This window comes from Nocardia sp. NPDC056952 (assembly GCF_042674185.1).
GTDB lineage: Bacteria > Actinomycetota > Actinomycetes > Mycobacteriales > Mycobacteriaceae > Nocardia.
Genome location: NZ_JBHURA010000005.1, coordinates 419275 through 439742, shown reverse-complemented (window position 1 = coordinate 439742; position 20468 = coordinate 419275). Strand labels below are relative to the sequence as shown.

The window sequence follows — 20468 nt, the reverse complement described above, 5'->3', positions numbered from 1 at the left end:
GCGCAGACGACAAAACCGGAGACCGCGAACGCGGTCTCCGGTCGTCGATGATTCCGGCCAGGAATGGTTACCAGGCAGTAGCCCTCGCCGGGCGGCGAACCTCCCCCTGCTCCCCCATCGAGGGGTCCTGCACGCGGGTATTGCCTGCTTCGATCCACTGAGTGTCGGCCACCCCGTGGCGGGAACGGTCGGTGCCACGCACCGCCGCCTCGCAGCGCCGGGCCAGATCCCGGCGATCCGGTCCGGGGTGTTCGAGCGGCTCCAGCACGATCTCGGCGATCATGCCCTTGCTGCGCAGCACCCGCTTCGCGGAATCGGCGAAGGTATCGGTGCCGACGAAACCCGGTACGGTGCATGGCATTCCGTCGCTGTCCAGGTACCGCAGCCGCACCGGCTGGACCGGGGTGGCGGTGTCGACGGCGGCCTGGAACATGGCGGGCCGCATCGAGCCGTAGGCCCGGCCGCACCAGGTGGTGCCCTCGGGGAAGACGACGATCCGGTTACCCGCGGACAGCCGGTCGGCCACCTGCCCGACCACACCGGGCAGTTCCCGCAGTCGCGCCCGCTCGATCGGGATCACGCGGGTGAGCTTGGCGAGTTTGCCCAGCAGCGGCCACTCGACCATGTCGGCACGAGCCACGAAGCTGACCGGCTGCACCGCGGCCAGCGCCACCACATCCGCCCAGCCGATATGCCCGGCCACGATCATCACCGCGGTGCTGGTGTCGGCGAAGCCCTCCGTCGAGGACTGCTCGGGAATCCGATTGTCGATGATGCGTAATCGCATCCCGAGGCAACTCAGTGCCGCCCTGGCGTAGCGGCGCTGCAACTGCTCGCGCCGCGACTTCGGGGTGGCCACGGTCAGGACCGGGAAGCTGAGTACCAGCCCGGCCATTCCGGCCAGCCGGGCGAACATCCTGGCGGTGCCGACCTCGTCGATCGGCTCGATGCAGCCGGACCCACAGGGGCTCGACGGCATCCACGAATGAGAGTGCGTTGCGAGCGGCGCGTCGAACACCATGGGTTTACTTCCCGTCGAAATTGGCGGCCGCGCTCTGCAGCCGCTCCAGGTACCGGGTGTTGATGGTTTCCATGCCGAGCAGCGCGACGAAGTCGGCGACGGCGAAATCGGGATCATGGGCCGGTTCGCCGCAGATCTCGGCGCCGAGGCGCAGGTAGCCGCGCAGCAGCGGCGGCATCTTGGGGCGGCTCGGCGGGGTCATCTGATCGAGGGAGAGTCCGTCGACGACGACCGGGTTGTACGGGTGCACCCGACGCTCGGGGTCACACGCGTGGCGGCCGAGCAACTGGTCGCGCACGCCGCGCACGTTCACTCCGGCCGGATCGGTCGGCGAATCCCGCATCGGCACCGACACACAGCCCATCACCCAGTCGTAGCCGGTGAGCTGGATGTAGTGCAGGATGCCTGCCCACATGAGGGTGAGCACCGAGCCGTTGCGGTGATCGGGCACCACGCAGGCCCGGCCCATCTCGACGATCCGGTTGCCCGTGGGATCGAGCTGGGTCAGATCGAACTCGGTGGCGGTGTAGTAGCCGCCCGCCGCGTCGACCTTGTCCGGCGGCAGCATGCGGTAGCAGCCGACGAACTGTTCGGAGAACTCGTCCCGAACCAGCAGGTGGTCGCAGTGCTCGTCGAACTTGTCGGCGTCGAGGCCGGTGGCGTTCTCGGGCATCTGGAAACCGGGTTCGGAGGCGAACACCTGATAGCGCAGTCGCTGTGCGGCTTCCCGGTGCTCGGCATCAGACGCGACGACCAAGGAGTACCGAGATTTCCCCACCCCGGAGTCCGGCGCCGGGGCGGTCAACACGGACGAAATTGTCATACTGCTGATGAAGCCAGTCCGAGCTGGCATCGGGGCGACACCTCAGTGTCGTGTCGATGCCAGCTCGGTGAACGAGACGGGAGTCACACCGAGCGTTCATTTCACGGCTGCGCAACGTTCGCCGACACCCAGTTCCGCCCGTACCGCAGCGCTCATCGCGGTGATCGCGGCGGGCAGTGTCACCGCGGGATCGGGAGCGAATCGCGACGAGTGATTGGTGGGCAGATAGGGCGGCAGCGTGCCTTCTGCCAGCATGTACGCGGCTTCGGTGGGGCCGAATCGGTCGGCGCCGAAGCCACCGACGTTCCAGAACACCGACGGGCAGCCCGCCGCGGTCCCCAGCAGGCCGAAATCCTCACTGCCGCTGAGGGGATTGCGTAGCGGCAGCACGGCCAGCCCGGACGCGCCGAGTTCGGCCATCACCCGCTCGGTGTCGCCGGGGGTGTTCACCGTCATCGGGAACGGGTGGAAGAACTCGACCTCCGGGTCGACGAGCGCACCCGCGGCGGCGGCCTCGGCCGCGACCACCCGCCTGATCGCCTCCATCATCTGCTCGCGCGATCGATCGGAGAACGTGCGCAGGGTGAGTAGTAGTTCCGCGGTCTCGGCGATGATGTTCGGCCTCGTGCCGACGTGCAAGGACCCCGCGGTGAGCACCGGCCCCGATGCCACCGCCGCCTGTCGTGCCACCAGAGCCTCCAAGCGCAGGACCAGCGACGCCGCCATGGTCAACGGGTTCACGGCCAGGTGCGGAGTCGAACCGTGTCCGCCGACCCCGGCCAACCGCACCCGGACCGAATCCGAGGCCGCCATCACGATGTCGGCGCGGGTCACGACAAGACCGGCGGGCGTCGGTCCCACGTGTTGACCGAGGCAGATATCCGGACGTGGAAAGCGTTCCAGCAGACCGTCGTTCAGCATTCCGGCCGCGCCGGCGCCGGTTTCCTCCGCCGGCTGGAAGATCGCGACAACGGTGCCGGTCAGCGTGTCGTCGGCGGACAGCTCCGCGCAGGCACCGAGCAGGGCGGTGACGTGCACATCGTGCCCGCAGGCATGCATGACACCCGAGACGGTCGAGGAGTAGTCGACTCCGGTGTCCTCCTGCACCGGCAGGGCGTCCATATCGGCGCGCATCCAGACGACGGGCCCGGGCCCGCCTCGCAACACCGCGACCACGCCGGTGCCGCCGACTCGTTCGGTCACCTCCCAGCCGGGAAGCGTGCGCAACTGTTCGGCCACCAAGCTCGCGGTCGCGAATTCCACGCCCGACAGTTCCGGATACGCGTGGAGCCGGCGGTACAGCTGCTGCCAGCGGTCCTCGGTGGGCGCTGCGACGACCGAGCGGCCGAGACCGGCGAGCAGGGATTGTGGCGGCGCGCTGATTTCGTTCATCACTGCGAAGTCCTTCGGGTCCGGGAAGCGGCGGGCCACATCACCGTGCCGACCGAGTCACCGGGCCGATAGAATTCGCCGGATCTCGCCACCGAAAGGCAAAACTATGCAGAATTTCGCCACTCTGGACGAACTGGACTACCAATTGGTGGCCGCGTTGCAGGTGGCGCCGCGGGCACAGTGGCAGCAGATCGGTCGTGCGCTGGGCATCGACGGCTCCACCGCCGCCCGCCGCTGGACGCGTCTGCAGAACGCGGGGCTGGCCTGGCTCACCTGCTATCCGGTCAGCATCGACGGCGTATCGCCGCTTCTGGCCATCATCGAAATCGACTGCGCGCCGAGACGTCTGCACGAGGTCGCGGCCGAACTCGCGCTAGACGTGAACCTGGTGACCGTCGAACTCACCACGGGCGCACGCGACCTGATGATCACCGCGGTGTTCTTCGACCACGCGTCCTTGGCCCGCTACATCACCTTCCGGCTCGGCACGCTCGACGGCGTGGTCACCACCCGGTCCCAGGTGGTGACCACCTCGTTCACCGAGGGCAGCCGCTGGCGACTCGACCGCGCACGGATGGCTCACACCTCGCTGGTCGCCCCTGCGCGCCGACGCTCCCCCGGCTACGGCTCGATCCACGCCGACGACATCCCGCTGGTCACCGAGCTCAGTCGCGACTGCCGCCAATCGGTCACCGCGCTGGCCGAACGCACCGAGATGAGCCCCACCACCGTGCGCAGGCGACTGGCCCGGCTCGAGCAGGACAATGCCATCGCCTATCGCTGCGAGGTGGCCCGCTCCATCTCGGGTTGGCCGCTCAGCGTCACCTTCTGGGCCGCGGCGCCACTGTCGCGCGTGCCGGAGATCGGCAACGCGATCGCGGCGATGCGCGAAACCCGCATGTGCTACTCGCTGACCGGTCCACGCAATCTGATCTTCAACGTCTGGCTGCGCACGATGGCCGACATGCCCGCGTTCGAGGCGCGGCTCACCGAAGCCATGCCGGAACTGACCATCGCCGATCGCTCGATGGCGTTGTGGCCGTTGAAGATCGGGGCCACCTTGCTCGACCCGCACGGGCGTCACCTGCGCCACATCCCGATCGGGCGCTGGGAGGACGGCGCGGCCTCCAGTGCCGAGGACGCCCTCGTCGACCTCCTGCGCGGTCGCCCCGATTCGGTCACCGCGGCTATCGCACAATAAAATTCGGCACCCAGCCGCCTCGGCCACCGGACAGGGCGGACCAGAGCCCCTCGACCTGGCGAATATCCGCAGCACATGAGCTGAGCTTGCCCTTTTTCCGCATACCACGGCCTTCCTGCGGCTGATAGCTGCGAACAGTCAGGTCCTGACAGCGGCACTGATTCCTTGATGTCACCTCACGCATCAAGGAGTTCGCATGAAACGCCCCCTCTTCGCCGCAGCGTGTGTCGCGGCGGTCGCGACGCTCGCCGCGTGCACGACATCACAGACCAGCGGTCCGGGCTCGGCCGCGTCCGACGCGACCGTGCGCCTGGCCCTGACCTCCGATCTGGGCAGCTTCGATCCCGCGCGGGCGGCCGGCTCCTCCGACTACGCCATCGGTCGTCTGCTGTACTCGACGCTGGTCGGTCTCGACGACGAGAACGTCGTCGTCCCCCGGCTGGCTGCCAGCTGGGACGTCACCGCGACACAGGCCACCTTCACCCTGAACAAGGGCCTGACCTGCTCCGACGGTGCCCCGCTCACCGCGAGCCAGGTCGCTGCCTCGCTGGAGTACTTCCGCAAGACCGCCCCCGGCGCGGCCTACACATTCGGCGCGGCCAACGCCGGCGACAAGACCACCATCACCGGCGACGACGCCGCGGGCACCGTCTCGGTGCGCATGGCCAACCCGTGGTCGGAGCTGCTCCCCTCGCTGGGCCTGGTCAACGCGGGCATCATCTGTAAGCCGGGCCTGGACGACCCCACCGGCCTGGCCACCGGCTCGGTGCCGGGCGCGGGTACAGGTCCCTACGTCATCACCGCGAGCGAACGCGGCTCCCGCTACACCGCGTCCCTGCGCGAGGGATTCGACGCGTTTCCCGCCTTCGCCGCCGACCGGTCCGGTCGCTCGCCCGCCACGATCGAGCTCAGCATCGTCAAGAGTGAATCGGCGGCGGCCAATCTCCTGCAGACCGGTCAGCTCGACTTCGCCGGTTTCACCGGTCCCGACGGCACCCGGCTGGAACAGGGATTCGAGACCGCGACCGCACCGATGATCCGCAACTTCCTGTTCTTCAACCAGCGTGCGGGCAAGCCCGGCGCCGACGCGGAATTCCGCAAAGCCGTCGCGCAGGCCGTAGACGCCAGGGCCTACGACAAGGTTCTCGGCGGCTCCGGAACCCTGCTGAAGAGCTATGTCGACAGCACCGCCAACGTCTGCGCCAACACCGACGACGCGCTGCTGACCCAGCACGATCTCGCCTCGGCCACCCGAGTCCTCACGGGCAAGAAGATCACCGTGACGGGCACCAACGCGATCGCCGACGGCGCGGGCAACACCTATGTCGCCGAGGCACTGCGCGCGGCGGGCGCCGAGGTGAAGCTGGTCAATGTCGACAACAACACCTGGGCATCGTCGGTGCTGCCCAGCGGCGACTGGGACATCAATGTGATGGCGTCACTGTCGACCACGCTGCTCACCGCGTCGAACCTGCTCACCGGCGCCGAACCGCCTCAGGGCCGCAACTACGGCGCGACCCACAACAACGCCTTCGACCAGGGTCTGCGCGCGGCCGTCGTCACCACCGATCCGACAGCCAAGTGCACCGCCTGGCAGCAGGGCCAGGCTGGTCTGCTCAGCGCCGTCGACATCGTGCCGCTGTCGACGCTGAACGTGCGCTACGTGTTCAGCGACGGTGTGCGGGCCCATATCCCCAACGGTCAGATCGACCTCAGCACCCTCCGGATCGGCTCGTGACAGGGTGGTTCGGCTTCGCGCTGCGCCGCGCGGCCGGACTCCTCGCGGTGGCGGTGGTGCTCGTCGTGGTCACCTTCGCCATGATCCAGCTCATCCCCGGTGACCCGGCCGAATCACTGGCCGGTCAGAACGCGACCCAGGCCGACATCGCCCGGATCCGGACCGAACTCGGGCTCGACCGCCCGGTGCTCACCCGCTTCTTCGACTACGTGTCGGGCCTGCTGCAGGGCGACCTCGGTCGTTCCTTCCAGACCAGGGAGGCAGTCTCGGACGTGATCGCGGCGCGGCTGCCGTTCACCGCGCAGCTGGCCGTGTTCTCGCTGATCCTGGTCCTGGCGATCGCGCTGCCGCTCGGCATCGCGGTCGCGGCCCGGCACAGTCGACGCACCGACGGGGCGTTCACCCTGTCGACCGGATTGCTCGGTGCCGTACCGGAATACGTGGTCGGCACCGCCCTGGTGGTGGTCTTCGCGATCACCCTGGGGTTGCTGCCCGCGGGTGGGGCACAGACGACCCAATCGCTGATCCTGCCCGTGCTGGCCATCAGCCTGCCCAGCATGTGTGTGATGGCGCGAGTGGTACGACGCGAAGCCGGAACAGTGCTGTCTCAGGACTACATCCGCACCGCGCGCGGTAGGCGTCTGCCCCCGCTGCGGCTGTACACCCGCCACGTGCTCCCCAATCTGCTCACCGCGGTGATGACCCTGAGTGGTCTGGTGCTCGCCTCGATGCTGGGTGGCACGGTGATCGTGGAAACGGTGTTCGCGTGGCCGGGGATCGGGCAGCGAGTGGTCGACGCGCTGCTGGTGCGCGACTACCCGGTGATCCAGGGCTGTGTGCTGGTCCTCGGTCTGCTGGCCGCTGTTCTCAACCTGCTGGTCGATATCGCGCTGGCGATCCTCGATCCGCGTTCGTCGCTGGCCGGAGGTAACCGATGAAGACTCGTCCCCATCCCTCCCTGGTGGTCGGTGCGATCGGTTTCACCGCCGTCGCGCTCGTCGCGCTGATCGCGCCGCCACTGCTGGGCGACACCGCCGCCGCCATGTCCTCGACCGTGCGGGCGGGGATCAGCGCCGAGCACTGGCTCGGCACCGACTCGCTCGGGCGTGATGTCTGGGCACGCACCCTGGTCGCGGCCCGGCTCACCCTGGTCTTGACCACCGTGGCGACAGCGTTGGCGGCCGCACTCGGTATCGCGATCGGCACCGCGGTCTGGGTGTCCGGGCCGCGAGTGCGCGAAATCGGACTGCGAATCATCGACATCATGGTCACGGCACCGACATTGATCATGGCGCTGGTGGTGGCGACCGTTCTCGGCGCCGGACCGACTGCGTCGGTGATCGCCATCGTGCTCGGTGGTTCACCGTCGTTCGCGCGGCTCACCGCCAACCTCGCCGGTTCGGTCGCCGGGCGCGACTTCGTCTCCGCCGCCAAGCTACTCGGCGTCTCACCGGCGAGGGTGATGAGCAGGCACCTGCTGCCGAACATCGCCGGGCCGCTACTGGTGCTGCTGTCCTCCGCGTACGCGCAGGTTCTGGTCGCCCTCTCCGGGCTGTCGTTCCTCGGTCTCGGTGTGCAGAATCCCCAATACGACTGGGGCTCGATGCTCAACGGGGGCCTGCGTTCGCTCTACACCACCCCGTCGGAAGCGCTCGGGCCCGCCGTCGCCATCACGGTGACAGGCGTGTTCGCCTCGCTGATCGGTGACGGTCTGGCCGCCACCCTCGACCCGCGCGAACGCACCGAGCAGCGACGCGTGACGGCGGTGCCGAAACCGCTCGCCCCCCAGGCTCCCTCGCCCGAGGCGTTGCTGACGGTGACCGACCTCAGCATCGAGTTGGACAACGGTGTGCGCCTGGTCGATTCGGTCTCCCTGCAGGTGGCGCCCGGTGAAATCGTCGGCCTCGTCGGCGAATCCGGCTCGGGCAAGTCCCTCACGGCGATGGCGGTGGCGCGACTGCTGCCCGACGAACTGAGCACCAGGGCGGCCTGTCTCGATCTCGACGGGCTCGACCTGACCGCCGCCGACAGCGATCCGGTGCGGTTGGCGACGGCGATCGGCATCGTCTACCAGGATCCGTCGGCGTCGTTCAATCCGGCGCAGCGCATCGGTAGTCAGCTCACCGAAGTGCTTCGCGTACATCGCGAGACGAGCCGACGCGATGCCATGGCGGCGGCGGCCGAGGCGTTGCGGCGCGTGCATGTGCGCGACCCCGAGACCGTGCTCGGCCAGTACCCCCATCAGCTCTCGGGTGGCATGCGTCAGCGGGCGATGATCGCCGCGGCTGTGCTACCCGATCCGCGGCTGATCATCGCCGACGAGGCGACCACGGCGCTGGACGTGACGGTGCAGGCGGAAGTTCTCGACCTGCTGCGCGAGATCAACGACCGTGGCACCGGCATGCTGTTCATCTCCCATGACATCGGCGTGGTCGGCACACTGTGTCATCGCGTGGTCGTGATGTACGCGGGCCGCGTCGTCGAGGAGCTGACCGCCGAGGAGCTGCGAGCCGGGCGAGCTCGGCATCCGTACACCCAGGCCTTGCTGGCGGCCAGCCCCACTCTCGACGGCAGCGCTTCCAGCGGCAGGCTGGCGACCATTCCGGGTCGCCCGCCCGCCCCCGCGGACAGGCCCGCCGGGTGCGCGTTCGCACCACGGTGCCCGCTCGCGGTGCCCCGGTGTGAGGCCGAGTTGCCACCACAGGTCGGCGGGGTGGCCTGCCATGTTGTCAATGCCCCACTCGCACAGGAGGTCTCCGCGCGATGAGCAGTGGACTCGAAATCCTCGGACTCACCGTCTCGTACGGCTCCGGCCGACGCGGGGTCACCGTGGTCGACGACGTGACGCTTCGGGTGCCGACCGGCGAAACCCTGGGCTTGGTCGGCGAATCGGGGTCGGGCAAGTCGACCATCGCGAAAGCCGTGGTCGGACTGCTGGCACCGAGTGCCGGACAGATCACCCTCGATGGGCAGTCACTGACGGGGAAGCCGTCGAGTGAGTCGCGGCGACGTGTGCAGTTGGTCTCCCAGGATCCCTACGCCTCGCTGAACCCGCGCATGACCATCGGTGCCGCCATCGCCGAAGCCATCGACCCGGCCCGCGCCAATCCGCGCAGACACACCGAGGCGATCGGGCGCTGGCTGGAAACGGTGTCGCTCGACCCCGCTGTCGCCCAGCGCTATCCGCACGAGTTCTCCGGTGGCCAGCGTCAGCGGATCGCGGTGGCACGTGCCCTGGCGGTGGAGCCGGAGGTGATCATCGCCGACGAGATCGCCTCCGCGCTGGACTGCTCGGTCCAGGCCGAGGTCCTGAATCTGCTGCTCGATCTGCGTGAACGCCTCGGGCTGACGATGCTGTTCATCTCGCACGACCTGGCGGTGGTGCGTCATGTCAGTGATGCGGTGGCGGTGCTGCGCCACGGCGAGCTCGTCGAATCCGGCTCCTGCGCACAGATCTACGGGAATCCGAGCCAGGCCTATACCCGGAAACTGCTCGCCAGCGTGCCCACGTTCGCGACGGCCTGAGCCTCCCGCCGGATTGCCGCCCTCGGCGACAGCAACGACCCGCCACGATGGTGACGGGTCGTTGCTGTTTCGGGTCAGACGGTGACGCGCTCGCGCGAGTCGGTCTCGGCCACGACGTCAGGAGCGGCCTCGTTCCGGACCGGGGCGTCAGTCTTGGTGGCGACGGCTCGAACCTCGGTGGCCTCGTCGAAGCCCGGTCGTGCGGTCCCGATGAACGCGACCAGCCATCCCGCCACCGCGGCGAAGCGGTTGCGGAAGCCGACCAGATACATCAGGTGCACGGCCAGCCACATCGCCCAGGCGATGGTGCCCTTGAACGTCACGCGCTCGTTGAGCTTCACCACCGCGCTGAAGCGGCTGATCACGGCCATGCTGCCCTTGTCCCAGTAGACGAACGGCGTGCCCGCGTCCTTCTTGCGACGGATGATGTCGGCGGCGTGGCGACCCTCCTGCATGGCGACCGGCGACTGGCCGGGGTAGCCGTTGAGCGAGGTCATGTCGCCGATGGCGTAGATGTCGGCGTGGCCGCCGACGGTCAGGTCGGGGTTGATCAGGATGCGGCCCGCGCGGTCGGTCTCGGCGCCGGTGGCCTCGGCGAGCAGGGTCGCGAAGCCGCCGACCTGCACGCCCGCCGACCACACCACCGTCTCGGCGGCGATCCGGCGCTCCATGCCCTCTTTGTCCTTGACCGTCACCTTGCCCTCGTCGATGTCGGTGACGAAGGTGCCGAGCAGCACCTCGACGCCGCTGTCGGTGAGCGAGCGCTTCGCGTACTCCGAGAGCCCGCCGCCGAAGGGCGGCAGCACCTCGCCGGCACCCTCGACCAGGGTCACCGAAACCTGCTGGTGGAAGTGCCGTTTCGCGAGTTCCTTGATCTGACCCGCCACCTCGACACCGGTCGCGCCCGCGCCGACCACCACGAAGCTGAGCAGGCGATGCCTGGTCACCTCGTCGGCACCCTCGGCCAGGGCGAACACGTGGGCGATCTGGTCGCGCAGGCGCTGGGCGTCGTCGATGGTCTTGAGCGAATAGGTCTTCTCGGCGAAGTCGTCGCGGCCGAAGTAGCTCTGGCTGGCGCCGGTGGCGGCGATCAGCGAGGCGTAGGCGATCTGGCGGGGACCGTCGGCGGTCTCGTAGGTGAGGACCGCGTTCTCCGCGTCGATGCCGGTGACCTTGCCGAGGCGGACGTCGATCTCGGGGTGGCGGCGCAGTACGTTCTTGATCGGCGGCGCGATCTCCTCGGGCGCGAGCACGCCGGTCGCCACCTGATACAGCAGCGGCTGGAACAGGTGTTCGGGCGTGCTCGAGATCAGCACGACACCGACTCGTGACTTGGCCAGTTGCTTGGCTGCGGCCAGGCCTCCGAAGCCCGAGCCGACGATGACGACATCTGTGTGTTCCATGATCACTCGCTCCAAGATCGCGTTCCAGATCGGTAATAAGTCCTTTCCTATGAGTAAACGCGATGCGGAACGCAGATGTTTCCACTGCCTGGGCGCATAATAGAGATGACTCTTATCTGCATAACTAATCAATAGGAGGTACCTGGTGGAACTTCGACAGTTGGCCTACTTCGTGGCCGTCTGCGAGGAGCTCAGTTTCAGCCGCGCGGCCAACCGCTGCTTCATCTCCCAATCCGCGATCAGCCATCAGATCGCGAGACTGGAACGTGACCTCGGCGCGCAACTGTTCGAGCGCACCACCCGCGCCGTCGTCCCGACCGACGCGACCTCGCGCCTGCTGCCACTGGCCAAGCAGATGCTGAGCCTGGAATCGGCGATCCGTGCCGCCGTGCGCACCACCGGACCGCGAATTCGCTTGGCCGCCAACATGTCTTTCGCCGCGCCCTCGCTGTCGGCGATCGCCACCGCGCGCGCCGCCCACCCCGACGCCGAGATCGAATACGTGATCAAGCCGTTCCGGCAGCGGATCACCGCGGTGGCCGACGGCGACTGCGATCTGGCGCTGATCCGCGGCAGCGTCGAACAGCCCGGCCTCGCGGTGGAACAGCTGTGGGTCGAGGACCTGGTGATCGCCATCTCGAGCAATCATCCGCTGGCCGAACGCGGCGCGGTCACCCTCGCCGATCTGAGCCCCTACCCCCTGCTGCTCCCGCCCGAGCAGGAGCAGGTGTTGTTGCACACACTGATCCGCTCGGCCTTCGCCGACCTCCCGACCGGGCCCACCTTCGGCCCGCCGATCCCGCCCGATCACACCGCCACGATGGAGCTGCTCAACCGCCCCGAGTCCTGGACGATCCTCTACGAGGGCCCCACCAAGGGCCTGCTCACCCTCGACCTCACCGACCACCGCCTTCGCATCCCGGTATCGGCGGTCCTGCGCGAGGACGCCCGCGAGAACCCGATCGTGCAGACCCTGCTGGATGCGCTGCACCGACCGTGAGTCGTGGTGGCCCTGGTCGTTCAGATCGGGTCGCCGGATCGCCACGGGTCGCCTGCCAGCGCCGTCGCGACCGCCACGTGCAGTGGCAGGGTGTCGTCGTCGCCGTCCTCGACCGACCAGACGATCTCCTCGATCGCGCGCAGGAAAGCCCAGGCGCCCGCGCGGTCGATCGGAACATCGAGGTGACGCGCGGTCGTGACGACGACGGCGCGCGCGTGTTCGGGGGTCGGCGTCGTCTGAACCTGGATCATGATCAGGAAGCCCGCGTCGAAGGCGGCTTCGCCGAGGCAGGGTTTCGGGTCGATCAGCAGCCACGGTTCACGTTCGGCGGCCACGATATTGCCGAGATGGGTGTCGCGGTTGACGATCAGCAGTTCACCGGCCGGCTCACTCAACTCCGCACACCCGCGCGCTGCCCGTTCCCGCAGCAGCGGTGAGATGTGTTCGGCCAGTGCGGGTTCCGGATCGGCCAGCCGCGCACGCAGACCGGTCACGATGTCGATGGCCACGGGCAGTTCCGGGAAACCGGCGGGAACCGTGGTCGCGGGGCGCCGCAGGCGGCGATACAACCCGCAGGCGAACGCCACCTTGTCGGCGTTCTCCGGTCGCCCCTCCAGGCTGGGGAACCCCGGCTGGGTGAGCAATTCCGTGCCCGGACGGGCCCATTCGAGCAGCATCGCACCGCTGGCCGGGTCGAAATCGAGCAGCCGGACCGCACCGTCGCCGTCATAGCTGTGTAGCGCGGTGGCCTCGGCGAGGTTCTCCTCGTCGACCATCGGCACCTTCAACACCACCCATGCCCCGCCCACGCGCCGCGCGGCCGCCACATAGGCATGCGTTCCGCCACCGAACGGCGCGGAGAACTCCGTCAGCCCCCACCGCGCGGCCAACCCGGCCACCACCTCGGGCAACGCATCGATCCACCGCGCCCCGGCCGCACCGAACACCGCGCGAACCGTCTCCTCGACCGAAGATGGCAGCACCACCGCCACACGCCCCGACGACATCAGCCCACCCTACTGACCGCCGGCTACACCGCAGGTCATCGCCAGCGACTCGCGCGCACCGCCTTGCGATACCGGATCCAGCGCCCGGTCGACGGTGATGCCGCGAAACCGACCAGCGCCGCCGCGAGGACGAACACCGCAGCACTGGCGGCGGTCGCGGCGTAGACCTCGCCCACCGCGGACCCGATGACCCCGAACAGCGCGAAGAGCCCGACGAGCACCGCGGTGATGATCGACATGACACGACCGGAGGTGCGCGCGCACAGCAGTAGTAGCGCGCCGCTGCCGGTGAACGCGACGACGACGGTGAGAATCGCGATCGCTATGAACGACCCGCTCGGATCCTTGCCCCGGTCGATCTCGTCGAGGGTTTCGGTGATGCCGTAGATCAGGAAGGCCCCGATCGACAGACTGAACAGCAGCGTCACGATGCCGACGAAGAACGCGGCGGCCTTCGACGGCTCCGGGCCACCGACCGGGGCCTGCTGCCACGGACCCGGGTACATCCGCGGATCGCCTACCGGCACACCGTATTCCGCACGCCCCCACCCCGGCTGCCCCTGCCCACCGGAGCCGAATGCCTGCGGGGCGGGCTGCTGGACGTACCCGGATGGGACGGACTGCTGCGGGTGCCCCTCGGAGCCGTGCCACCGCTGGGCGGGATCTGTCCACGGCCGCTGCGCGTGTTCACCCGAGCCAGGGACCCGGTGCTCGGAGTCGGTCCACGGCTGACGCACGGTCGGCGCGGCGACATGCCTTCCCTCGAGCGCGTCCCGCAGTACATCGGTGAATTCCGTCGCGCTGCCGAATCTCTCGTCGCGACGCTTGGCCATCGCGCGGGCGATGACGCCGTCGACCGCGGGCGGCAGATCCGTTCTGACCGAGGTGAGCCGCGGCACCGGCTGCGACAGGTGGCCGGCGACCACCTGTACGGGGTTGGTGGCGGTATAAGGCGGATGACCGGCATACATCGCGAACAGGGTGCAGGCCAGCGAGTACTGGTCGCTGCGATGGTCGACGATCTCACCGGAGAGCTGCTCGGGTGAGGCGTAGGCGAGCGTGGCGGTGAAAGTACCCGTCGCCGTGAGCTGGGTGTTGGCGGTGGCCACCCGGGCGATCCCGAAATCGGTGAGTACCGCCCGGATTTCACGACCGTGTTCGGCGTCGGCGATCAGGATGTTGCCCGGCTTCACGTCCCGGTGCAGCACCCCGTGCTGGTTGGCGTAGTCCAGTGCCGACGCCGTTTCCCCGATCAGGCGCGCGGTGACCCCCGGCTCGTGCGCACGCGAATCCCAGGTGGCGGCATCGGTTCCGCGAATGAACTGCATCGCGATCCACAGATACCCGTCATCGCTGCCACGGTCGTACACCCCGACGATGCTCGGATGATCCAGCTGCGCGACAACATCGGCCTCCCGCTCGAACCGCCGCTGCAGTTCCTGATCGGCCGAGAACTCCCGATTCAGCAATTTCAGCGCGACGCTGCGCGGCAACCGAGGATGCTCGGCCAGATAAACCGTCCCCATCCCCCCTTGCCCGAGCACCCGCTCCAAGCGATATCCAGCGAAGCCCGCCCCCGATTCCAACACAACCCGCACGCTACCCGCCGTCGGCGAGGTCCACCGAAGTACCTGCGCCACATGCCTTCGCGACGGTGGCCGACTCCGCGACCGGCCCCGCTCGATGTTGCGAGGTCGACCGCTCAGCGACCCGTGCCCGGTCGGGGAAACGGCAACGGCCCGCGAAACCGGGCTGCGCTGGCGCAGGAACAGGTTTCGCGGGCCGAGGTCGAACCGACCGGGTGGTGATCAGCCCTTGTGGGACTTGACCGCTTCGGTCAGCTGCGGGGAGACGTTGAACAGGTCGCCCACGATGCCGTAGTCGGCGATCTCGAAGATGGGTGCTTCCTCGTCCTTGTTGACAGCGACGATGGTCTTCGAGGTCTGCATGCCGGCGCGGTGCTGGATGGCGCCGGAGATGCCCAGTGCGATGTAGAGCTGCGGGGAGACCGTCTTGCCGGTCTGACCCACCTGGAACTGGCCCGGGTAGTAGCCCGAGTCGACGGCGGCACGCGAGGCGCCGACAGCGGCACCCAGCGAGTCGGCCAGCGCCTCGACGACCGAGAAGTTCTCGGCGGAACCGACGCCGCGGCCACCGGAGACCACGATGCTCGCCTCGGCGAGATCGGGGCGGTCGCCACCGACGATCGGGTCACGCGAGATGACCTTCACGACGCCGTCTTCCTGCGCCGGAACCTCGACGACGACCTGCTCGCCGGCGCCGGCCTGCGGAGCGGCCTCGATGGCGCCGGGGCGCACCGAGATCACCGGCACGTCGCCGGTGGCCTTGGCCTCGACGGTGAACGCGCCACCGAAGATGGAGTGCACAGCGGAGCCGTCGGCGTTGACGCCGATGACGTCGACGAGCAGACCGGAGCCGATGCGCGCGGCAAGGCGGCCCGACACCTCCTTGCCCTCGGCGGAGGCGGCGACCAGCACGGCGGCGGGCGCGGCGGAATCGACCAGGCCGGCCAGGACGTCGACCTTCGGGGTGACCAGGAAGCCCTCGATGTCGTCGGACTCGGCGACATAGATCTTCTCGGCGCCACCGGCGGCCAGTGCGGCGGCCAGCTTGTCGGCGGTACCGGCGGGACCGGTCACGACGGCGGCGGGCTCGCCCAGCGCACGGGCGGCGGTGAGCAGTTCGGTGCTGACCTTCTTCACGGCACCGTCGGCGTGCTCGATGAGCACAAGTACTTCAGCCATTAGTTCTTTCTCCTTAGAAGTCTCGGACGGCGCCGGATCAGATGATCTTCTGACCGATGAGGTAGGACGCGATCTGGTTGCCGCCCTCGCCCTCGTCCGCGATCTTCTCGCCCGCGGTGCGAGCCGGCTTCGGGGTGGCACCGGTGACCTGGGTGCCCGCGTTGGCGACACCGACGGTCTCCGGGTCGACGCCCAGGTCGGCCAGGGTGAAGACCAGAACTTCCTTCTTCTTCGCGGCCATGATGCCCTTGAAGGAGGGGAAGCGAGGCTCGTTGATCTTCTCGGTGACCGAGACGATTGCAGGCAGGGACGCCTCGAGCTTGAAGACACCTTCGTCGGTCTCCCGCTCGCCGGTGATCTTGTCGCCGTCGACGGTGAGCTTGCGCAGGTGCGTCAGCTGCGGGATGCCGATGTACTCCGCGATGATCGCGGGCACGGCACCGGCGCGGCCGTCGGTGGCCTCGTTACCGGCGATGACCAGCTCGACACCCTCGACCTGGCCGAGCGCGGCGGCCAGCACGTAGGCGGTCTGCACGGCGTCGGAGCCGTGGATCGCCGGGTCGTTGATGTGGATGGCCTTGTCGGCACCCATGGACAGCGCCTTGCGGATGGCCTCGTTGGCGCGGTCGGGACCGGCGGCCAGCACGGTGACCTCGCCGCCCTGGGCCTCCTTGATCAGCAGCGCTTCCTCGACGGCGCGCTCGTTGATCTCGTCGAGCACCGCGTCGGCGGCCTCGCGGTCGAGGGTGTAGTCACCATCGGTCAGCTTGCGCTCGGACCAGGTGTCGGGGACCTGCTTGATGAGTACGACGATGTTCGGCATCGGTCTTCGTCGACCTCCTTCTGGGGACACGTGTGTGGTGGGGCCGCACGAGCTGAGCCGTACGTCCGTGTGAGATATCTAGCTCAGATCGGAACACTACCCTACGCTAAGTTACCCGTGGGTAACCTACCCGCGCAAGAGGTCCCTGACTCCTGCGTGAACCGGCGGTACCAGTAACCTCGGACCAATGAGCGAGGCTGTGATCCCTGCCGCACCCGTGGCCGCCACACATGAACCACTGCCGTTGACCGGCGAGCGGACGGTGCCCGGCATCGCCGAGGAGAACTACTGGTTCCGCCGGCACGAGATCGCCTATGCCCGCCTGCTCGATCGCTGCACCGACAAGATCGTGCTCGAGGCGGGCTCGGGCGAGGGCTACGGCGCCGACATGATCGCGGGCGTCGCCCAGCGCGTCACCGGTCTGGACTACGACGAGAGCGCCGTCGCGCACGTCCGCGCGCGCTACCCGCGCGTGCAGATGATCCAGGGCAATCTCGCCGCGCTGCCCCTCGACGACGAATCCGTCGACGTCGTGGTGAATTTCCAAGTCATCGAACATCTCTGGGACCAGGGACAGTTCCTGCGCGAGTGCCTGCGCGTGCTGCGCCCCGGCGGCGTGCTGCTGATCAGCACCCCGAATCGCATCACCTTCTCCCCCGGTCGCGACACCCCCCTCAACCCGTTCCACACCCGCGAACTCAACGCCGCCGAGCTGACCGAACTGCTCGTCGACGCCGGGTTCACCGTCTCCGAGATGCTGGGCGTGCACCACGGTGCGAGCCTGAAAGCGCTGGACGCCAAGCACGGTGGGTCGTTCATCGACGCCCAGATCGAGCGCGCGCTGGCCGGTGAGCCGTGGCCCGCCGACCTCACCGCCGACGTCGCCGCCGTCACCACCGACGATTTCGACCTGCGTGAAGGCGATATCGACGCGAGCCTGGACCTGGTCGCGATCGCCGAAAAGGCAACACGTTGACCGATTCCCGCTCCGCCGTGCCGGGCCAGTTCACACTGGTCCTGCACTCCCACTTGCCGTGGCTCGCCCATCACGGGCGCTGGCCGGTCGGCGAGGAATGGCTCTACCAGTCCTGGGCCGCGTCCTATCTGCCGCTGGTCAAGGTGCTGAAAAATCTTGCCGCCGAAGGGCGTTCGCATCTGCTGAGCCTCGGCATCACACCGGTGCTCGCCGCGCAGCTCGACGATCCACACTGCCTCGCGGGCATGCATCACTGGCTGGGCAACTGGCAGTTGCGCGCCGACGAGGCGTCGATGTCGGGAAATGTGGCGCTGGGCCGTCACGAACATCGGCTCGCCGCGACAGCGCTGGCCGATTTCGAACAGAACTGGCAGCACGGCGGTTCGCCGGTCTGGCGGTCGCTGATCGACGCCGACGCGATCGAACTGCTCGGCGGACCGCTGGCGCACCCGTTCCAGCCGCTGCTCGATCCGCGCCTGCGCCAGTTCCAGCTCACCGAGGGCCTGGCCGACGCGCACCTGCGCTGGGGCACCACACCGACCGGCATCTGGGCGCCCGAATGCGGCTACACACCCGGCATGGAACGGGGCTACGACGCCGCGGGCATCACCCACTTCATGGTCGACGGCCCTTCGCTGCGCGGCGACACCTCGCTCGGCAGGCCGGTCCGCGATTCCGAGGTCGTCGCCTTCGGACGCGACCTGGCCGTGAGCTACCGGGTCTGGTCGCCGAAACAGGGCTACCCCGGCCAGAGCGCCTACCGAGATTTTCACCACTACGACCACGCGACCGGGCTCAAACCCTCGCGCGTCACCGGCAAGACCGTCGACGGTCCTGACAAGGCCCCTTACGATCCCGAACTGGCGGCCGAAGCGGTCACCCGCGACGTCGCCGACTTCGTCGAGACCGTCCGTGCCCGGCTGATCGAGGAGTCCGCGCGGATCGGCAGGCCGGCCCTCGTGGTGGCCGCGTTCGACACCGAGCTGTTCGGGCACTGGTGGCACGAGGGGCCGCAGTGGCTCGAACAGGTGCTGCGCGCGCTGCCCGAAGCGGGGGTGAACGTCGGCACCCTCGCCGATGCCCGCGAGAAGGGATTCGTCGGCGAACCTGTGCAGCTCAACGACTCCTCGTGGGGTTCGGGCAAGGACTGGCGGGTCTGGGCGGGCGACCAGGTCGCCGACCTCGTCGAGCTCAACGCCGACATCGTTCGCCTGGCCCTGGACACCCTCGACAAGGTGCGCCGCGACGGATCGCTGCGCGACCCGGTCGCCGATCAGTTGCTGCGTGAGGCGATTCTCACCGTCTCCAGCGACTGGGCGTTCATGGTCAGCAAGGACTCCGCCGCCGGGTACGCCCGCGATCGGGCCCACGAACACGCGCACGCCGTCCGCGAGCTCGCCGAGGCGATCGGCGCCGGTCAGTTCGCCAAAGCGACCCGTCTCGTTGCAGGATGGGCGATGGCCGACGGATTCTTCCCTGGTCTGGACGCGCGGCGGTTGCCGACCGCTGTCCCGTCGGCCGCCGTTGAAGGATCCGCATGAAGATTTTGATGGTGTCGTGGGAGTACCCGCCGGTCGTGGTCGGTGGGCTCGGTCGGCATGTGCATCACCTGGCCGTCGAGCTGGCCGCGGCCGGTCACGAGGTCGTCGTCCTGGCACGCCGGCCGACGGGAACCGACTCGCTCACCCACCCCACCCACTCCTACATCGCCGACGGCGTGCTCGTCGTCGCGGTGGCCGAGGACCCGCCGTGCTTCGATTTCGGCGAGGACATGCTCGCCTGGACGCTGGCCATGGGGCACGCGATGGTGCGTGCCGGGGTAGCGCTCGGCAAGCCCGGCGTCGGCGAGGGCTGGACGCCCGATGTGGTGCACGCGCACGACTGGCTCGTCGCGCACCCGTCCATCGCGCTCGCCGAGTACTACGACGTGCCGCTCGTCTCGACGATCCACGCCACCGAGGCCGGGCGCCACAGCGGCTGGGTGTCGGGCCGGGTCAACAAGCAAGTCCACTCGGTGGAGTGGTGGCTGACCAACGAGTCCGATCAGCTCATCACCTGCTCGACCTCCATGCAGGACGAAGTCGACCGGCTCTACGGGCCCGAGCTCGCGCCGATCACGGTGATCCGCAACGGCATCGACGTCGGCTCCTGGACCTTCCGTTCCCGCGCGCCGCGCTCCGGCCCGCCGCGCCTGCTCTACGTCGGCCGCCTCGAGTACGAGAAGGGTGTGCAGGACGCGATCGCCGCTCTCCCCCGCATCCGCCGCGCCCATCCCGGCACCACACTCACCGTCGCCGGTGTCGGCACCCAGTTCGAGTGGCTGCGTGAACGCGCCCGCGTGCACCGCGTCGCCCGCGCGGTCCACTTCGTCGGCAGCCTCGGCCACGACGAACTCCTCGGCTGGCTGCACGGCGCCGACGCCATCGTCCTGCCGAGCCGCTACGAACCCTTCGGCATCGTCGCCCTCGAGGCCGCCGCCGCGGGCGTCCCCCTGATCGCCTCCACCGCAGGCGGTTTGGGCGAAGCGGTGATCGACGGCGTCACCGGCGCGTCCTTCGCCCCCGCCGACATCGACGGCCTGGTGGACGCGACCCGCGCCGTCCTCGACGACCCGGCCACCGCCCAGGCCCGCGCCCACACCGCCCGCGAACGCCTCACCGCCGACTTCGCCTGGGACGTGGTAGCCGCCGAAACCGCCCAGGTCTACACCGCCGCCAAACGCCGAGTCCGCACCTCCCTCGGCCGCCCGGACATCGTGGAAAGACCCCTACCGGAACGCGATCCGAAGTAAGGC

Annotated in this window: 17 protein-coding genes; 9 read left to right on the top strand and 8 right to left on the bottom strand. The window is 68.7% G+C overall.

What is annotated here, in order from left to right; all coding sequences use genetic code 11:
• Positions 1-67 precede the first annotated feature (67 nt).
• From ACFTS5_RS20810 to ACFTS5_RS20800, 3 genes are all read right to left on the bottom strand, one after another.
• Positions 68-979, bottom strand: a complete 912-nt coding sequence (locus ACFTS5_RS20810; RefSeq protein ID WP_378633299.1) for a lysophospholipid acyltransferase family protein — start codon at positions 977-979, stop codon at positions 68-70.
• Positions 980-1025: 46 nt separating this feature from the next.
• Entirely contained in the window at positions 1026-1844 is an 819-nt protein-coding gene (locus ACFTS5_RS20805; protein WP_378633297.1) for a GNAT family N-acetyltransferase, read from the bottom strand.
• 96 nt (positions 1845-1940) lie between these two features.
• Entirely contained in the window at positions 1941-3236 is a 1296-nt protein-coding gene (locus tag ACFTS5_RS20800) for an amidohydrolase (protein WP_378633294.1), read from the bottom strand.
• A gap of 106 nt (positions 3237-3342) precedes the next feature.
• Here ACFTS5_RS20800 and ACFTS5_RS20795 point away from each other — a divergent pair, with 106 nt between their 5' ends.
• From ACFTS5_RS20795 to ACFTS5_RS20775, 5 genes are all read left to right on the top strand, one after another.
• Entirely contained in the window at positions 3343-4437 is a 1095-nt protein-coding gene (locus ACFTS5_RS20795; protein WP_378633293.1) for an Lrp/AsnC family transcriptional regulator, read from the top strand.
• 196 nt (positions 4438-4633) lie between these two features.
• Positions 4634-6175: an ABC transporter substrate-binding protein gene (locus ACFTS5_RS20790; RefSeq protein WP_378633291.1), complete on the top strand. Its 1542-nt coding sequence runs from the start codon at positions 4634-4636 to the stop codon at positions 6173-6175.
• A complete protein-coding gene (locus ACFTS5_RS20785) occupies positions 6172-7113 on the top strand; it encodes an ABC transporter permease (RefSeq protein ID WP_378633289.1) in 942 nt (313 codons plus the stop codon). The genes ACFTS5_RS20790 and ACFTS5_RS20785 overlap by 4 nt, the downstream gene beginning before the upstream one ends.
• Complete coding sequence (locus tag ACFTS5_RS20780) at positions 7110-8942, top strand: dipeptide/oligopeptide/nickel ABC transporter permease/ATP-binding protein (protein WP_378633286.1); 1833 nt, start codon at positions 7110-7112, stop codon at positions 8940-8942. Before ACFTS5_RS20785 ends, ACFTS5_RS20780 begins: the two co-directional genes overlap by 4 nt.
• Positions 8939-9700, top strand: coding sequence for an ATP-binding cassette domain-containing protein (locus ACFTS5_RS20775; protein WP_378633284.1), 762 nt, complete (start codon positions 8939-8941; stop codon positions 9698-9700). Before ACFTS5_RS20780 ends, ACFTS5_RS20775 begins: the two co-directional genes overlap by 4 nt.
• A 74-nt stretch (positions 9701-9774) precedes the next feature.
• Here the strand turns inward: ACFTS5_RS20775 and ACFTS5_RS20770 are convergent, their stop codons facing one another.
• Positions 9775-11103 carry an NAD(P)/FAD-dependent oxidoreductase gene (locus tag ACFTS5_RS20770; RefSeq protein ID WP_378633281.1) on the bottom strand — a complete coding sequence of 443 codons (1329 nt, stop codon included), beginning with the start codon at positions 11101-11103 and terminating at the stop codon, positions 9775-9777.
• Between the two features lie 145 nt (positions 11104-11248).
• On the opposite strand from ACFTS5_RS20770, the gene ACFTS5_RS20765 reads away from it, so the two are divergent.
• Positions 11249-12103 carry a LysR family transcriptional regulator gene (locus ACFTS5_RS20765; protein WP_378633279.1) on the top strand — a complete coding sequence of 285 codons (855 nt, stop codon included), beginning with the start codon at positions 11249-11251 and terminating at the stop codon, positions 12101-12103.
• Positions 12104-12123: 20 nt separating this feature from the next.
• On the opposite strand, the gene ACFTS5_RS20760 is transcribed toward ACFTS5_RS20765, so the two are convergent.
• The 4 genes from ACFTS5_RS20760 to ACFTS5_RS20745 form a co-directional block, all read right to left on the bottom strand.
• Positions 12124-13110, bottom strand: a complete 987-nt coding sequence (locus ACFTS5_RS20760; protein WP_378633276.1) for an aminoglycoside phosphotransferase family protein — start codon at positions 13108-13110, stop codon at positions 12124-12126.
• 35 nt (positions 13111-13145) lie between these two features.
• Complete coding sequence (locus tag ACFTS5_RS20755) at positions 13146-14699, bottom strand: protein kinase (RefSeq protein ID WP_378633273.1); 1554 nt, start codon at positions 14697-14699, stop codon at positions 13146-13148.
• A 219-nt stretch (positions 14700-14918) separates the two neighbouring features.
• Positions 14919-15875 carry an electron transfer flavoprotein subunit alpha/FixB family protein gene (locus ACFTS5_RS20750; RefSeq protein WP_378633270.1) on the bottom strand — a complete coding sequence of 319 codons (957 nt, stop codon included), beginning with the start codon at positions 15873-15875 and terminating at the stop codon, positions 14919-14921.
• A 37-nt stretch (positions 15876-15912) separates the two neighbouring features.
• On the bottom strand, positions 15913-16698 hold the full coding sequence (locus ACFTS5_RS20745) for an electron transfer flavoprotein subunit beta/FixA family protein (RefSeq protein ID WP_067449214.1): 786 nt from the start codon (positions 16696-16698) through the stop codon (positions 15913-15915).
• A gap of 187 nt (positions 16699-16885) precedes the next feature.
• Between ACFTS5_RS20745 and ACFTS5_RS20740 the strand changes: the two genes are divergently transcribed.
• From ACFTS5_RS20740 to ACFTS5_RS20730, 3 genes are read left to right on the top strand one after another with little or no spacing between them, the layout of a single operon-like run.
• Positions 16886-17674, top strand: a complete 789-nt coding sequence (locus ACFTS5_RS20740; RefSeq protein WP_378633268.1) for a class I SAM-dependent methyltransferase — start codon at positions 16886-16888, stop codon at positions 17672-17674.
• Positions 17671-19215, top strand: coding sequence for a 1,4-alpha-glucan branching protein domain-containing protein (locus ACFTS5_RS20735; protein ID WP_378633265.1), 1545 nt, complete (start codon positions 17671-17673; stop codon positions 19213-19215). Before ACFTS5_RS20740 ends, ACFTS5_RS20735 begins: the two co-directional genes overlap by 4 nt.
• Complete coding sequence (locus ACFTS5_RS20730) at positions 19212-20465, top strand: glycosyltransferase family 4 protein (RefSeq protein ID WP_378633263.1); 1254 nt, start codon at positions 19212-19214, stop codon at positions 20463-20465. Before ACFTS5_RS20735 ends, ACFTS5_RS20730 begins: the two co-directional genes overlap by 4 nt.
• The last annotated feature ends 3 nt before the right edge of the window (positions 20466-20468 follow it).